General features: G+C 63.4%; 9 protein-coding genes. 6 read left to right on the top strand and 3 right to left on the bottom strand.

The genetic code is table 11. From position 1 onward, the window contains the following. The first annotated feature begins 28 nt into the window (after window positions 1–28). Entirely contained in the window at window positions 29–2200 is a 2172-nt protein-coding gene (locus tag OCX61_RS26145; protein ID WP_261941968.1) for a dermonecrotic toxin domain-containing protein, read from the top strand. Here OCX61_RS26145 and OCX61_RS26140 read toward each other — a convergent pair. Together OCX61_RS26140 and OCX61_RS26135 are read right to left on the bottom strand one after the other, a co-directional pair. Further along, on the bottom strand, window positions 2197–3060 hold the full coding sequence (locus tag OCX61_RS26140; protein WP_261941967.1) for an ABC transporter ATP-binding protein: 864 nt from the start codon (window positions 3058–3060) through the stop codon (window positions 2197–2199). The genes OCX61_RS26145 and OCX61_RS26140 overlap by 4 nt on opposite strands. Further along, window positions 3057–4661: an ABC transporter permease gene (locus tag OCX61_RS26135; RefSeq protein ID WP_261941966.1), complete on the bottom strand. Its 1605-nt coding sequence runs from the start codon at window positions 4659–4661 to the stop codon at window positions 3057–3059. Before OCX61_RS26135 ends, OCX61_RS26140 begins: the two co-directional genes overlap by 4 nt. A 297-nt stretch (window positions 4662–4958) precedes the next feature. Between OCX61_RS26135 and OCX61_RS26130 the strand changes: the two genes are divergently transcribed. Next, window positions 4959–5996, top strand: a complete 1038-nt coding sequence (locus tag OCX61_RS26130) for an ABC transporter substrate-binding protein (RefSeq protein WP_261941965.1) — start codon at window positions 4959–4961, stop codon at window positions 5994–5996. Window positions 5997–6032: 36 nt separating this feature from the next. Next, a complete protein-coding gene (locus OCX61_RS26125) occupies window positions 6033–6938 on the top strand; it encodes a TauD/TfdA dioxygenase family protein (RefSeq protein WP_261941964.1) in 906 nt (301 codons plus the stop codon). A 195-nt stretch (window positions 6939–7133) separates the two neighbouring features. Here OCX61_RS26125 and OCX61_RS26120 read toward each other — a convergent pair whose 3' ends face one another. Beyond that, window positions 7134–8048: a LysR family transcriptional regulator gene (locus tag OCX61_RS26120; protein ID WP_261941963.1), complete on the bottom strand. Its 915-nt coding sequence runs from the start codon at window positions 8046–8048 to the stop codon at window positions 7134–7136. Between the two features lie 193 nt (window positions 8049–8241). Here OCX61_RS26120 and OCX61_RS26115 point away from each other — a divergent pair, with 193 nt between their 5' ends. From OCX61_RS26115 to gabD, 3 genes are all read left to right on the top strand, one after another. Beyond that, window positions 8242–10578 carry a TonB-dependent receptor gene (locus OCX61_RS26115; protein ID WP_261941962.1) on the top strand — a complete coding sequence of 779 codons (2337 nt, stop codon included), beginning with the start codon at window positions 8242–8244 and terminating at the stop codon, window positions 10576–10578. Between the two features lie 17 nt (window positions 10579–10595). Next, a complete protein-coding gene (locus OCX61_RS26110; RefSeq protein ID WP_261941961.1) occupies window positions 10596–12272 on the top strand; it encodes an aryl-sulfate sulfotransferase in 1677 nt (558 codons plus the stop codon). 370 nt (window positions 12273–12642) lie between these two features. Further along, window positions 12643–14085 carry an NADP-dependent succinate-semialdehyde dehydrogenase gene (gene gabD / locus OCX61_RS26105; protein WP_261941960.1) on the top strand — a complete coding sequence of 481 codons (1443 nt, stop codon included), beginning with the start codon at window positions 12643–12645 and terminating at the stop codon, window positions 14083–14085. Window positions 14086–14120 lie beyond the last annotated feature (35 nt).

Genomic DNA, 14120 nt, shown 5'->3' with positions numbered 1-14120 from the left:
CAACGCTTTCAATCCGAGGAGCATGAGCATGAGCGACCCCTACGAGCAGAGCCTCGAGTGGCTCAAGGACGCCAAGGTCATTGTGGAGAAGGCCCGGCGATATCGGGAGGCATTTCCTGACCTGCACTCGCTGGCGCACGAGCAGGCAAGCGCTTATCTGTCGACGCAGACCGGCCTGGCGCTGGACCCCGACCAAGTGTGGTGGCACCACTTCCGTATGGGGGACAACCGGCGAGCCCGCTGCTTTACCGGTTGGACACACCACCGTGCACCGGTCAGCTCAGTGACCTTTACCGAGTTGTGGATCAGGCGGCTTGATGTGGAGGTGCAGGATGAAGATGCCGACGCTATCTTCAGCTTGAATGGGTTTTACAATGAAGGCCCTGACGCGAAGGCATACGGTGCAGAGAATGAAGTGAAGCTTGACCCGGTGCAGGTCAGGAGCCATTTTTGGGAACTCGACTTTGCCAGCGTGGTGCGTGAGCGTACGGATCAATTCTGGCGCAATGAAGGCAAGGACTTGCCGCTGCTGCTCAAGGTTCGTTTCATCGCCGCCATCGAAAGCAGCCTCTCCGATGGCCACATCACCACCGAGGATCGCCAGCGGCTATGGACCTGGATGGGGCTGGAGGCCGGGAAGCGTCTGAGCCTGGCCAGTTTGCAAGACCCAGGCGGCGGCGGAGACTATTCGGTTCGCTACTACCCGATGCACGGTGGGGGGCACCTGCTGACCTTCGCTGTCCCCAGTGGCCGCTTTCTTCTCTATACCCCGACTGCGGACGTGGTACTGCGTGCATTCGATGACGTAGCCGCTTTGCGCATCTGGGTCTCCAGGCGTTTGCACGCGGAAGATGGGCTGCGATGGTACGACGCCCTGCACCAGCCCTACGCCCAGGTTGACGAGGCCACGCGCAAGGCGGGGCTGCAGATACTGCGTGAGCGCAGTGGGAAGGGGCCGGTGCCACACTGGCCGTTTGGCCTGGGCGCCGAAGTCTCTCGGCCGCTGTTCGAGCAGATGGCTGACTGGGTCAAGGATGACATCGAGGCCAGCCACCGTGTTCTGGTCTCCAACAGCGACCTGCGCAAGCAGCTCTGGCGCCATGCGCTGGGTATCGCGATCACTGCACTGAGTGTGTTAAGCCTGGCATGGCAGCCCTTCGGCATGGTGCTGTTCGTGCTCGGCAGCGTCCGCCTTGCGCTGGATATCGATGCGTTGGTGCATGCTCCTACCAAGGCTCAACGCATTGAAGCGTTCACCTCAGCCTTGGGCGACGTGCTGGTGATAGCGTTTTCGGTGTTCTCGCTGCTGCCCAAGGGGGTTCCTGAACAGTGGGACACCTACATGGCGGTGGATGACACGTCCAGCGACCTGGTTTCGCGTGCTGTGCGCCAGCGTCACAGAGGCTTGCTGAACCAGGCCGACTTGCCCGAGTTCGAAGGGCACATGGCGCCAATGGACGAATTCGGTACGCCGCATGTCGAGCGCCAGGGCAAACGCTTCTACAGCTTCAAGCACGAAGGTGAAGTGCACAACAACCTGATCGAGCAATACAGCAGCCACATGGCCAAGGCCAACGATGTGTTCAGTATCGGCAGGCAACGCTTGGCGGCAGTACCTGAAGACGAGTTGCGGGCTTACCTCGACAACCTGTTCGACTCGATGGAGCAACTGCCTGCCAGCGATGCCAAGGTACTGTGGCGCGGAGGTCGTGGCCCGCGTGTGACCATCGGGGCGCGCTGGCGGGCTGGTGCAATCCGCCAGGGTGATGTGCTGGTCAGCACCGACATCACGTCGTTTACCGAAAGCCCGTTCATCCCGCGCCGGTTCATGCTGCCCAAGGAGGCGGCCAACCTGCCGCTGGAACAGGTGGCGGGGCATTTCGATGACAATACGGTGTTGTACGAGCTGCTCGCCGATGGCCAGGCCAGTGGTGTGCCGGTGGCCTCCCTGTCGTTGAACTGGCAGGAGGCTGAGGTACTGTTCACGCCGGGGCGTTACTTCCAGATCGAGTCCGCCGGTGAGGTCAGCGGTGCCCATTACCGTTTCCTGCGCATCCGCTTGCGTGAGGTCGCCAAGCCCACGGGCAAGCCGGTTTACGCCATGCGCACCGGCTTGCCCTTCGACCGCCAGGCTTACCAGCAGCTGGTGCAGCATGACGCTGTGGTCGAGCGTTTCTTCCCGGCTTCGGAGTGGACCTAGAGGGCGATCAGTTCGGGCCGCAATCCCTCTACCCGGCGTGCTGGCGGCGGCAGGTAGCCGCCGTCGCCAGTGATCTGGTGCAGGACCTTTTCGCGCAGCCCATGCAACGCCACACCGGTGCGCAGGCGCGGGTGCGGCAGGCCGATTTCCACCACCGACTTGATGCGACCGGGGCGCGGTTCCAGCACCACAACCCGGTCGGCCAGGTAGGTGGCTTCTTCGGCATCGTGGGTCACCAGCAAGGTGGTGATGCCGGCACGTTCGCGGATGGCCAGCAGTTCGTCCTGCAGCTGCTGGCGGGTCAGTGCATCGAGCGCGCCGAACGGCTCGTCGAGCAGCAGGATGCGCGGGCTGGCCACCAGGCCACGGGCAATCGCCACGCGCTGGGCCATGCCGCCGGACAGCTGGTGCGGGTAGGCCGATTCGAAACCGACCAGGCCCACCAGTTGCACGAACTCGTGCACACGCCGGGCGCGCTCGCCCTGGGTCAGGTTTTCGTTGACCAGACCCAGGCCGATGTTCTGCTCCACCGTCAGCCAAGGGAACAGGCGATGCTCCTGGAACACGATGCCACGCTCGCCGCCGATGCCGCTGACCGCCTGGCCATCGACGCGGATGCTGCCGCTGTATTCGGTGTCCAGCCCGACCAGCAGGCGCAGCAGGGTCGACTTGCCGCAGCCCGAGGCGCCAACGATGGCGATGAACTCGCCTTCGTTGATGGCCAGGTTGAAATTGCGGATGGCCTCGAAGGGCTGGCCATCGACGCTGAAGGTTTTGCCGACGCCTTCGAAGCTGACCAGCGGTGGCGTGGTGTCGGCCTGATTGGCCGCGAGCAGGTGCGAGGCATTGAAGGCGTTCATGCGGTTCTCCAGCGCGTGGCGCGCGATTCGAGGTGTTGACCGAGGGCGCCGAGCAGGGCGCCGACCAGGCCGATCAGGACCATCGCGGCCATCACCTGGTCCATGCGAAACAGTTGTTGTGCGCCGATCATCAGGCTGGCGATGCCGCCGTCCGAGGGCATGAAGTACTCGGCGCCGATGGTGCCGAGCCAGGCATAGATCAGCGACAGGCGCAGGCCGGCAAAGATGGCCGGTGCAGCACCCGGCAACACCAGAAGGCGCAGGCGTTGCCACAGGTTCAGGCGAAGTGTGCGGGCCGCCTCGCCCAGTTGCGGCGAGAGGCTGGCGATACCTCGTTGGGTAGCGATCAGCAGCGGAAAGAATGCAGCCAGGCCGACGAACACGTTCTTGGCCCCTTCGCCCAGGCCGAACCAGGCGGTGAGCAAGGGGACCCAGGCGAACAGCGCCACTTGGCGCAGGGCTGAAAGGCTTGGCCCGAAGAGGCGTTCTGCGTGGTGGGAAAGCCCCAGCAACAGCCCGCTGAGCAAGCCGGCGCCGCCGCCCAGGAGCAGGCCGGTCAGGGTGCGCTGCAGGCTCAGCAGCATGGCCTCTGGCAGCGAACCATCGGCCAGCCCGCCGAACAGTGTGTGCAATACGTTCAGCGGCGAAGTGAGGATGTTCGGGTCGACCCAGCCGAAGCTGTTGCTGGCTTGCCACAGCGCCAGCAGTGCCGCCGGTAGCAGCAGGCTTTGCCAGCCCCGTGGAATGGGCCCGCGATGTTGTTCGCCAGTGGCCGGTTGCGGCCAGAACAGCAGGCGCTTTTCCAAGGTCGAGAAGCCACGCTCCAGCAGCGCGCCGACCAGGCCGATCACCAGGATGCACAGCAGCACCAGGTCGAGCATGAACAGCTGCCGGCCCCAGACCATCAGGTAACCGATGCCTTCGCTGGAGGCAAGCAATTCAACGGCCAGCAACGAGGTCCAGCCAGTCGCCAGGGCCAGGCGCACGCCGGTGAGGAAGGCGGGCAGGGCGGCCGGCAGCAGCAGGCGCAGGAACAACAGATGGCGTGGCAGGCGCAGGGCGGTGGCGGCTTCGCGCAACTTGGGCTGGGCATCGCGCACGCCAACCAGGGTGTGCAAGGTGACCGGCACCACCACCGCCTTCACCAGCACCACCAGCTTGAGCAGCTCGCCGATACCGAAGAACAGCATGAACAGCGGGATCCAGGCCAGGGTGGGGATCTGCGCCAGGGCCACGAAGGTCGGCAGTACCAAGGTCTGCGCATGGCGAGAGGTGCCCAGCCAGCTGCCGAGCAGCAAGCCGCTGCTGATGCCCGCCAACAAGCCCCAGAACAGCCGCTGCAGACTTATCCACAAGTGCCCCCAGAGCTCACCGGAGCCAAACTCCAGCGCGCTTTGCCACACCAGTGAAGGTGCCGGCAGGATCTGCTCGCTCATCCAGTGCTGCCGGCTCGCAACCACCCACAGCAGCGCAATCAACGCCGGCAGCAACCAAGGCAGTGCCCGCTCCCCGGAGAGGACGCGGTCCCTGTGGGAGCGGCCTCGCGCCGCGAATGGGCCGCGCAGCGGCCCCCCTCGAATCCTGCTCAGAACTCCATTCATCGGGCATCTCTCGAAGCGTTCCAATGTTATGCACTTATGGAATTAAAAATTCACCAAAGCGACTTTCAAGAGATAAGAGCATGCAAGCCATGCATGCGGAACCCCCTCGTCATTGCGTTTTGCTCATATTTTCCATGCGTTTCCCGCAAGCCCCTCCGCGCCCCGCATGGATGCTGATTTATGTCTTTCAGTTACTAAAAAATGAAGTTTTGATCTTTGTAGGTTCTAACCAGACCTGCCTAGCTTCTGGCCAAAGCGCCGGCCATCGCCGGTGGCAGCCTGCCAAGGAGCCTTGCCATGAAAACCCCACTGCGCCACCTGATCACTGCCCTCGGTCTGGCCTTCACCCTGAGCGGTCACGCGGCCGAGCTGGCCAAGCCAGAGAGCATCCGCATCGCCGTGCCCGACCTGAGCGCTGGCAGCAAGCACAGTGCTGGCGGCGTGGTCGATGTACTGCGTGACCAGCAACTGCTGGAAAAGGAATTCGCCAAAGACGGCATCCGTATCGACTGGCACTTCTTCAAGGGCGCAGGTCCGGTGGTCAACGAAGCCCTGGCCAACGGCCAGGCTGACTTCGCCTACCTGGGCGACCTGGCGGCGATCGTTGGCAAGGCCAATGGCCTCGACACCCGCGTGCTGTCAGCCGGGGTGCGTGGGGTGAAGAGCTACCTGGGCGTGGTACCGGGCTCCGGCATCAAGACCCTGCACGACCTCAAGGGCAAGCGCGTGGCGGTGTTCCGCGGCACCGCCAACCAGCTGTCATTCGCCAGCGCGTTGGCCAGCCAAGGGCTGTCGGAGCGCGACCTGAAAGTGATCAACCTGGATTTCAACGCCGCCAACGCGGCACTGGCCGCCAAACAGATCGACGCTACCTGGGGCTTGTCCAACCTGCTGTCGCTGCGTGAGCGTGGGCTGGTCGAGCTGCCGGTCAATTCCCGCGACCTGGCAGGTGCCGGCAGCACCCAGGCGGTATTGCTCGGCACGGGCGATTTCATCCGCAAATACCCCGAGCTGGTGCAGCGCCTGGTCAATACCCAGGAGCAGGCCACCCGTTGGCTGCGCGACGAGCACAACCGCGATGCCTACGTTGACCTGGTGGCGAGCAACGCCAATTGGCCACGCAGCATCCTCAGCGATGACCTGGCCCAGGAAGACCTCGCCCATTACTTCGATCCGCGGCTGGACGCCGATTTTGTCGCCCAGTTGCAGCAGGGCGTCGACCTGGCCGCCCGCGAGCGCCTGATCCGCCGAGGCTTCCAGGTTTCCGATTGGATCGAGCCGCGCTTCCTCGATACCGCTCTGCAGCACGAACAGGCCGTGCAGGCCGCCCGCTGAACCCACAACCCGACCATCACCGCAAGGACCACGACCATGAGCAATGCCGCACTGGCCTCCGCGCCACACGCCCTCGAACTCGACATCCATCCGGTTGCCGGCCGTATCGGTGCCGAAATCCGTGGGGTGAAGCTGTCCGCCGACCTGGATGCCGCCACCGTTGACGCCATCCAGGCCGCCCTGGTGAAACACAAGGTGATCTTCTTCCGTGGCCAGACCCACCTGGACGACCGGGGTCAGGAAGGCTTTGCCAAGCTGCTCGGCGAACCGGTCGCCCACCCCACCGTGCCGGTGGTGGACGGCACCAGCTACCTGCTGCAGCTGGACGGCGCCGAAGGCCAGCGGGCCAACTCCTGGCACACCGATGTGACCTTCGTCGATGCCTACCCCAAAGCCTCGATCCTGCGCAGCGTGGTGGCGCCGGCTTCCGGTGGCGATACCGTGTGGGCCAACACGGCGGCGGCCTACCTGGAACTGCCCGAGCCGCTGCGCGAGCTGGCCGACAAGCTGTGGGCGGTGCACAGCAATGAATACGATTATGCGAGCATCAAGCCCGATGTCGACCCGGCGAAGCTTGAGCGTTATCGCAAGGTGTTCACCTCGACCGTGTACGAGACCGAGCACCCGGTAGTGCGGGTGCACCCGATCAGTGGTGAGCGGGTGTTGCAGTTGGGGCATTTCGTGAAGCGCATCAAAGGCTATTCGCTGGCCGATTCGCAGCACCTGTTCGCGGTGCTGCAGGGGCATGTGACGCGGCTGGAAAACACCGTGCGCTGGCGTTGGGAGGCGGGGGATGTGGCGATCTGGGATAACCGCGCCACGCAGCATTATGCCGTGGATGACTACGGTACCCAGCCGCGGGTGGTGCGTCGGGTGACCTTGGCCGGTGAAGTGCCGGTTGGGGTGGATGGGCAATTGAGCCGGACTACGCGTAAAGGCTAAGCCCTGCGCAGAACCTGTCTTGCTCAATTGTTAAAAGCTGGCGCGATCCCTGTGGGAGCCGCGCTTGCCGGCGATGGGCCGCGAAGCGGCCCCGCGATTTCAAGGTTGTTGCATAAATTGCCGGGGCCGCTTTGCGGCCCATCGCCGGCAAGCGCGGCTCCCACAGGTACGGCGTACTCCTGGGAGCTGCACCCTTCAGATCTCGGTATCACAGGCAATCAGCTGCCTGACCAACCCCTGCGCCAGCGGCGACAAGCCATACCCCACCCGGCTCACCACCCCATAGCGGGTATAGAACGCCTCTTCCTGCTCCGGTGCCAGGTCCACCAGTTTCAATGCAACCAGTCCCCGCTCCATCTGGTAAGGCCGCAAGTTGGCATTGCAGGCGATGCCGATGGTGTCCGAATGCATCACCACGTTCAGCAATGCATAGCCATGCTCGCACTCCACCGTCGGCAGAAAGTCCTGGCGCCCGCTGAGGTCGCTGAGGATCTTGCGGATGTTCGGCGGGCGGAAAGTGGTCGCCAGCGGGTAGTCGAACACATCCCGTGCACGTACCTCGGCCTGCTCGGTCAGCGGGTGCCCGGCCCGGCAGCAGAAGTGCCAGCGCTGCGGAGCCAGCTTGTGCACGCGGTAGTCCGGGTCGGACTCGAACTGGCGTGTGTCGGCAACGAAGAACTCGATCTCCTCGGCGATCAGCTTGCGGTTCAGCGCCTGCCAGTTATCCACCTGGAAACAGGTGCGTGCCGCCGGGTACTCAGCGACGAAGCGTGCCACCGCCCGTGGCACCAGGCCGCCGGCGGGTGCCGGGCCGGAGCCGAAGCGCACCACGCCGGTGGTGGCGCCATTGAACTGGTGGATCTCGTTGACCAGGTTATGCGCGCCATGCACCAGGCGCCGCGAGTGCTCCAGCACCAGCAACCCCTGGCGGGTGGGGGAGAGTTCCTTGCTGGCGCGGTCGACCAGGCGGCAGCCGATGTTGTGCTCCAGGGTCTGGATGCTACGGCTGAAGGCCGATTGCGACAGGTTCACCGCAGCCGCCGCGGCGACGAAGCTGCGGTGCTCGACAAGGGCGATGAAGTGGCGGAGCTGGCGGAGGTCGATATGCATTTTCTACATGAAAACTTTCGGTCGAATGCAATTGCTGACAAGGGTTAGCCACCTTATAAAGGGTGTTACTTATTCCACAAAATATGATTTACAAATATTTATATCTCTTAAAAGAATATAAGCCCAACTGACCGCGATTCGGTTCCGCCAACGGAAATGCTCGCCCAGGGCCCATGCCTCAAGGAGCATCTGCATGTCCGGACTTTCCCGTTGGCCTGCGCGCGCGTCGCGTTTCACCTTGCAACCCTTGGCCGCCGGCGTGTTGCTGGCGGCATCCAACGGCAGCTTTGCCGATGAACCCGTCAGCGTTACCCCGGCTGTGGAACAGGAAGCCAAGCTCGGCACGGTCACGGTCAATGCCCGCCGCCGCGAAGAAACCGCGCAGAGCGTGCCCACGCCGATCAGCGTGCTCAGCAGCGAAACCCTGGAAACCCAGCGCATCTACCGTGTGCAGGATCTGCAACAGCTGGTGCCAAGCACCAACGTCGCCTATGTGCATGCACGGCAGTCGAGCATCTCGATTCGGGGCCTGGGCAACAACCCGGCCAGCGACGGCCTGGAAGGCAGCGTCGGCATCTATCTGGACAACGTCTACCTTGGCCGCCCGGGCATGGCAGTGTTCGACCTGCTCGACGTCGAGCAGCTGGAAGTGCTGCGCGGCCCGCAGGGCACGCTGTTCGGCAAGAACACCACGGCAGGCGTGCTGAACATCACCTCGCGAAAACCGACCTTCCAGCCGCAAGGGAGCATCCAGCAATCGGTTGGCGAGGATGGCTACCTGCAGACCCAGGGCAGCTACTCCGGGCCGATCACCGAGACGCTGGCTGGGCGCATCAGTGCCTATCACACCGAGGACGACGGCTATGTGAAGAACATCCACAACGGCGACGAGCTCAACGGCGGCAAGCGCCAGGGCTTTCGTACCCAGTTGCTGTTCAAGCCGAGCGAAACCTTCAACCTGCGCTGGATCGGCGAATACAACGAGGAAGACTCCAACAACGGCATCCTCAGCCTGTACAGCACCGGACCGACCATCAACGGCGTCAACCGCTACGAGAGCCTGGCCGCCCAGGCGGGCGCGACGCTGGTGTCAGGCAAGGACCGCAAGGTCAACTTCGATGCCGACCAGCAGGTGACGGTGTTCCAGGGCGGGACCTCGGTGGAGGCCAACTGGACCCTGCCCAATGACTTCACCCTGACTTCGATCAGCGCCTATCGTTGGTGGGACTTCACCCCGCGCAACGACGACGGCCTCGATGTGCCGGTGTTCTACAGCGCCGGGGTGTCAGTGCGCGACAAGCAATACTCACAGGAAATCCGCCTGGCTTCGCCTACCGGTGGCTTGTTCGACTATGTGCTCGGCGCTTACTACTTCAAGCAGGACCTGGACAACAAGTCCTTCACCTATTACGGCCCCCAGGCCGACATCTGGAACATCACCCCGGCGGGCGCCCTGGCCAACGTCAATACCATCGGCAACGGCCATATCGATACCGACAGCTACGCGTTGTTCGCCCAAGGCACCTGGCACCTCACCGACCGCCTGGACTTCACTGCCGGCATCCGTGGCACCTACGAGGAAAAGAGCGCCTGGGTCACCCGCGATGCGCCAACCGGTGGTGCTGCCGTGACCGGTGCCGCCGCCGCTGCGCGCCAGGGCCGGGTAGGTGCGTACGATTCGGGTGACCTCAACCAGTACAGCTTCAGCCCCTCGGGTCTGCTTGGCCTGAGCTACCGCTTCAACGAGCAACTGTTGGGTTATGCCACCCTCACCCATGGTGAGAAATCCGGCGGTATCAACCTTACTGTCGGTGCCGCGCCACGCTTGGGTACCGACTCGCTGCTGGTCGGTACCGAGCGGGTCAACAACGCCGAACTGGGCCTGAAAAGCTCGCTGTTCGACGACCGCCTGCAGCTCAATACCAACCTGTTCTGGGCCCAGGTGCACGGTTATCAGGCCAACGTCTATGACCAGATCAACCGCGTGCAGTACCTGGCCAACGCTGGCAGCGTGCGCTCGCGCGGTCTGGAGTTCGAAGCCACGGCGCTGCCGATCCGCGGCCTGACGGTCAACTTCAATGGTTCGTGGAACGACGTGCGCTACACCGAGTACAAGGATGCTCCTTGCCCGCCTGAGGTGAGCCTGGCCAATGCCACCGCCACCTGCGACCTGTCCGGCCACCAGGTGGTGGGCGCCTCCAAGTACATCGCCAACCTCAACGGCGAATACAAGTGGCAGGCCAGCCAGCACGTCGAGCCCTACGTCACCGCCAGCTACGCGTTCCGCTCAAGAGCAGTGGGCACCATCGACGATTCCGACTTCGGCCAGATCCCCAGCTACGCGCTGGTCAACCTCTCCGCCGGTGTGCGCCTGGACCAGGGCGACGGCGTGGTCGACCTGTCGCTGTGGGTGAAGAACGCCGGCGACAAGACCTATTTCACCAGCCTGTGGAACTCCGCCAACGGTGGTTATGCCGGCGTGCTCGGTACCCCGCGCACCTTCGGCGCCACCGCCCGTTATGACTTCTGAGCACAAGGAGCTTTGCCATGAATGCCAAGACCGAAACCCCCGCACTGCCTGAAGGCGCCTGCCTCACTGCCAAGGTCCCCGAGCGCAACGAGGCGCTGCTCGGCGATGTGGTGGTCAACCCGTACCGCCTGGCACCGCTGACCGCGATCATCCGCGACGGTGGGCGCAGCCTGAGTGCCACCCATGTGCGGGTGCGCGGCAAGGGCGAGCGCGGTGTGGACATTACCTACGAGGTGTCCGAGCGTTCGCTGTGGACCTATGGCGGCATCCCGGTATTCGGCCTGTACCCGGATCACGTCAACCAGGTGGAAGTGACCTACAAGCTCGATGGCGAGCGCATCCGTGAGCAGTACCAGATCTACGCCCCGGCCGTGCGCCTGCCGGTGGTGGCGAAACAGACTGCGGCACTGCCGCAGGTGGAACCGGTCAAGGTGGCGCCAGGCTTCGAGCAGCGCCTGTACCTGTTCAACCACCTGCAAGGTGACATCCCCGGTGCTCGCGCCTTCAAGTGGAACGGCCTGGGCGGCGCTGCCGAGTGGGACCAGGTCGGCAACAACTGGATCGCCGACAGCAACGGCGATGTGCGCTGGTACCTGGACATCGAGCAGATCCATGATTCCAACCGCCGTGATGGCCTGGGCGGGACCATGGGCTTCCAGCAGACCCGCGACGGCAAACTGATCTGGGGCCAGGGCCAGACCTACTCCAAGTACGACCTGCTCGGCCGGCGCATCTGGCAGCGCAACCTGCCGGACAAGTTCGCCGACTTCTCCCACGAGATCCGCGAAACCAGCAACGGCACTTACCTGCTGCGAGTCGGCACCAGCGATTACCGTCGCCCGGATGGCAAGCGGGTGCGCTCGATCCGTGACCACATCATCGAGGTCAGCGAAGCAGGCGACGTGCTGGACTTCTGGGACCTGAACCAGATTCTCGATCCCTATCGTGGCGACTTGCTGGAAACCCTGGGCAAGGCGGCCATCCAGCTGCCCGAAGGTGTGCAAAAACAGGATGACCGGCTGGCCAACGAACTGGCTGAAGGCAACCTGCCGTTCGGCGACACCCCGGGCGTGGGCACGGGGCGTAACTGGGCGCACGTCAATGCCATCGACTACGATGCCGATGACGACAGCATTATCGTTTCAGCTCGGCATCAGGGGGTGGTGAAGATCGGTCGCGACAAGCAGGTGAAATGGATTCTCGCTTCCCCACAAGGCTGGCCGCAGCACCTACGCGAGAAAGTGCTGACCCCCGTCCAGAGTGAAGGCTTCGACTGGTCATGGACCCAGCACACCGCCTGGCTCACCGGCAAGGGCACACTGACGGTGTTCGACAACGGCTGGGGCCGCGACTTTGCGCCAACCAAGCTCAGCGGAAACTACAGCCGGGCGGTCGAGTACAAGATCGATGAAGCCAAGGGCACGGTGGAGCAGGTCTGGGAGTACGGCAAGGAGCGTGGCGACGAGTGGTACAGCCCGGTGACCTCGGTGGTCGCCTACCGGCCGGAGACCGACACGCAGTTCATCTATTCGGCTTCGGTGAATTTCCTCACACCGGAGAAGCTGACCACCACGGTGCTCAATGAGGTGCGTCGTGGCACCCAGGAGGTATTGGTGGAACTCAAGGTCCACAGCCGCCAGCCGGGCTCGGTTGGCTACCGGGCGCTGGTGATCGACCTGGCCAAGGCATTCTGATCGATTCCTGCCGGGAGGGCCGTCGGTCCTCCCATCACATTTCCTTCAGCTGCATCGTCTAACCTGTACCGGCCTCTTCGCGGGCAAGTCGGGGCGCCGAACCGCCGCTCCCACAGGATCTCCACAGTTTTCAGTGCCTGTGCAGTACCTGTGGGAGCGGCGGTTCGGCGCCCCGACTTGCCCGCGAAGAGGCCGGTTGCCACTGTGCAGAATCATGAATTTTTACCCAGTCTGTTCGACCATTCGTTCTTTTTTTCGAACAGCCTATTGTCCAACACCCCAGCAGCCGCTTAGCATTCGTTTGAGATTTCAAACGCTCGATGCCCTGCCTTGGGCGCTTTTCAAACAATCAACAATTCGGGAAGCCGACATGCAGCTCAAAGACGCTCAGTTGTTCCGCCAGCAAGCCTTCATCAACGGTGAGTGGCTGGATGCGGACAGCGGCCAGACCATCAATGTGACCAACCCGGCCACGGGTGAAGTCATCGGTACCGTGCCGAAGATGGGCACCGCGGAAACCCGCCGCGCCATCGAAGCTGCCGACAAGGCCCTGCCGGCCTGGCGCGCACTGACCGCCAAGGAGCGTTCGAACAAGCTGCGTCGCTGGTTCGAACTGATGATCGAGAACCAGGACGACCTGGCTCGCCTGATGACCACCGAACAAGGCAAGCCACTGGCCGAAGCCAAGGGCGAAATCGCCTACGCCGCCTCGTTCATCGAGTGGTTCGCCGAAGAAGCCAAGCGCGTCTACGGTGACACCATCCCGGGTCACCAGCCAGACAAGCGCCTGATCGTCATCAAGCAGCCAATCGGCGTTACCGCGGCCATCACCCCGTGGAACTTCCCGGCCGCGATGATCACCCGTAAAGCCGGCCCGGCCCTGGCCGCTGGCTGCACCATGGTGCTCAAGCCCGCTTCGCAGACCCCTTACTCCGCCCTGGCCCTGGTCGAGCTGGCCACCCGCGCCGGCATCCCGGCTGGTGTGCTGAGCGTCGTTACCGGCAGCGCTGGCGAAGTCGGCGGCGAGCTGACCGGCAACTCCCTGGTACGCAAGCTGTCCTTCACCGGCTCGACCGAAATCGGTCGCCAGCTGATGGAAGAATGCGCCAAGGACATCAAGAAGGTTTCCCTGGAGCTGGGTGGCAACGCCCCGTTCATCGTGTTCGACGACGCCGACCTGGACAAGGCGGTCGAGGGCGCGATCATCTCCAAGTACCGCAACAACGGCCAGACCTGCGTCTGCGCCAACCGTATCTACGTGCAGGACGGCGTCTACGACGCGTTCGCCCAGAAGCTGGCCGCTGCAGTTGCCAAGCTGAAGATCGGTAACGGCCTGGAAGAAGGCACCACCACTGGCCCGCTGATCGACGGCAAGGCTGTCGCCAAGGTCCAAGAGCACATCGACGATGCCGTTGGCAAAGGCGCCAAGGTGCTGTCCGGTGGCAAGGTCATCGAAGGCAACTTCTTCGAGCCGACCATTCTGGTCGACGTGCCGAAAACCGCTGCTGTGGCCAAGGAAGAGACCTTCGGCCCACTGGCGCCACTGTTCCGCTTCAAAGACGAAGCCGAAGTCATCGCCATGTCCAACGACACCGAATTCGGCCTGGCCTCGTACTTCTACGCCCGTGACATGAGCCGTGTGTTCCGTGTCGCCGAGGCCCTGGAATACGGCATGGTGGGTATCAACACCGGCCTGATCTCCAACGAAGTCGCGCCATTCGGCGGCATCAAGGCTTCGGGCCTGGGCCGCGAAGGCTCCAAGTACGGTATCGAGGACTACCTCGAAATCAAATACCTGTGCATCAGCGTCTGATCGCCGGGTAAACGGTTTTACCTCTGCCAGCGGGG

The organism is Pseudomonas sp. LRP2-20 (genome assembly GCF_024349685.1).
In the GTDB taxonomy this organism is placed as follows: Bacteria; Pseudomonadota; Gammaproteobacteria; order Pseudomonadales; family Pseudomonadaceae; genus Aquipseudomonas.
Note: the sequence above shows the minus strand (reverse complement) of the source record. Positions and strands in the feature narration are given on the sequence as shown.

Bases quoted from the DNA above. Each gene is read 5' to 3' on its own strand.
- OCX61_RS26110 (WP_261941961.1), top strand. From the start codon at position 10,596: ATGAATGCCAAGACCGAAACCCCCGCACTGCCTGAAGGCGCCTGCCTC.
- OCX61_RS26115 (WP_261941962.1), top strand. From the start codon at position 8,242: ATGTCCGGACTTTCCCGTTGGCCTGCGCGCGCGTCGCGTTTCACCTTG.
- gabD (WP_261941960.1), top strand. From the start codon at position 12,643: ATGCAGCTCAAAGACGCTCAGTTGTTCCGCCAGCAAGCCTTCATCAAC.
- OCX61_RS26125 (WP_261941964.1), top strand. From the start codon at position 6,033: ATGAGCAATGCCGCACTGGCCTCCGCGCCACACGCCCTCGAACTCGAC.
- OCX61_RS26145 (WP_261941968.1), top strand. From the start codon at position 29: ATGAGCGACCCCTACGAGCAGAGCCTCGAGTGGCTCAAGGACGCCAAG.
- OCX61_RS26120 (WP_261941963.1), bottom strand. From the start codon at position 8,048: ATGCATATCGACCTCCGCCAGCTCCGCCACTTCATCGCCCTTGTCGAG.
- OCX61_RS26140 (WP_261941967.1), bottom strand. From the start codon at position 3,060: ATGAACGCCTTCAATGCCTCGCACCTGCTCGCGGCCAATCAGGCCGAC.
- OCX61_RS26135 (WP_261941966.1), bottom strand. From the start codon at position 4,661: ATGAATGGAGTTCTGAGCAGGATTCGAGGGGGGCCGCTGCGCGGCCCA.
- OCX61_RS26130 (WP_261941965.1), top strand. From the start codon at position 4,959: ATGAAAACCCCACTGCGCCACCTGATCACTGCCCTCGGTCTGGCCTTC.